The organism is Streptomyces sp. XM83C (genome assembly GCF_023072675.1).
GTDB classification, from domain to species: domain Bacteria; phylum Actinomycetota; class Actinomycetes; order Streptomycetales; family Streptomycetaceae; genus Streptomyces; species Streptomyces thermocoprophilus.
Genome location: NZ_JALLGL010000564.1, coordinates 1 through 1452, shown reverse-complemented (window position 1 = coordinate 1452; position 1452 = coordinate 1). Strand labels below are relative to the sequence as shown.

The window sequence follows — 1452 nt, the reverse complement described above, 5'->3', positions numbered from 1 at the left end:
CCCCGAAACCCCCCACCCGGCGGTCGCGCCCAAACCGCAAACCCCCACTCCTTCGCTCGAATGGGTGATCCGTTTCACGCTCGGCGAGAGGCGGTCAGCCGCACGTGATGGGCTCGGTAGCATCAAGCACCGGCTCGGACGGGGGACCGTCGCCATCCCCTGAGCCGTGTCCGCCATGGGGCACCCCGTCCGCCGGTCCACGCAGCCGGAGGTGCTCATGAGTGCGGAGGCCACGAACCCTGCCACCCCGGGTCCGGTCACCGGACCAACGGCACGTTGGCGGCCCCGGATCGATCTGCGCCGCCTCGGCCGGGCGGCACTGCTGGGAACCACGGCACGCGACCGGCTGCCGGACGCCATCAGCCACGTCGTCGACGCCCACCGCGCCCACCACCCCGACGCCGACCTCGAACCCCTGCGCCGCGCCTACCTCCTGGCCGAGTCCTCGCACCGAGGCCAGATGCGCAAGAGCGGCGAGCCGTACATCACGCACCCCCTCGCCGTCACCCTGATCCTCGCCGAACTCGGCGCAGAGACCACCACGTTGACCGCGTCCCTGCTCCACGACACCGTCGAGGACACGGACGTGACACTCGATCAGGTCGGCGAGGAGTTCGGCGAGGAGGTCCGCTTCCTCGTCGACGGCGTCACCAAACTGGAGAAGGTCGACTACGGCGCCGCCGCCGAACCCGAGACCTTCCGCAAGATGCTCGTCGCCACCGGCAACGACGTACGCGTCATGTCGATCAAACTCGCCGACAGGCTGCACAACATGCGCACCCTCGGCGTCATGCGCCCCGAGAAACAGGCCCGCATCGCCAAGGTCACCCGGGACGTGCTCATCCCCCTCGCCGAACGCCTCGGCGTACAGGCACTCAAGACCGAACTGGAGGACCTCGTCTTCCAGATCCTCCACCCCGAGGAGTACCAGCACACCCGCGAACTGATCGTCGAGAACGCCTCCCGCGCCGACGATCCGCTCGCCGAGTTCGCCGACGAGATCCGCACCGTGCTGCACGAGGCCGACATCCCCGCCGAAGTCGTCATCCGGCCACGGCACTTCGTCTCCGTCCACCGCGTCGCCCGCAAACGCGGACAGCTGCGCGGCGCCGACTTCGGCCGGCTGCTCGTCCTCGTCAACGAGGACGCCGACTGCTACGCCGTCCTCGGCGAACTGCACACCTGCATGACGCCCGTCATCGCGGAGTTCAAGGACTTCATCGCCGTACCCAAGTTCAACCTGTACCAGTCGCTGCACACCGCCCTCGCCCGCGAGGACGGACAGATCGCCGAAGTCCTCATCCGCACCCACCAGATGCACAAGGTCGCCGAGGCCGGAGTCGTCGCCCTCGGCAACCCCTACGCGCCGTACCAGCACACCCGCGAACTGATCGTCGAGAACGCCTCCCGCGCCGACGATCCGCTCGCCGAGTTCGCCGACGAGATCCGCAC

General features: G+C 68.9%; 1 protein-coding gene. It reads left to right on the top strand.

What is annotated here, in order from left to right; all coding sequences use genetic code 11:
• Positions 1-217: 217 nt before the first annotated feature.
• Positions 218-1452, top strand: a 1235-nt coding sequence (locus tag MTQ10_RS30370; RefSeq protein ID WP_247473883.1) for an HD domain-containing protein, incomplete at its 3' end; no start/stop codon positions are given.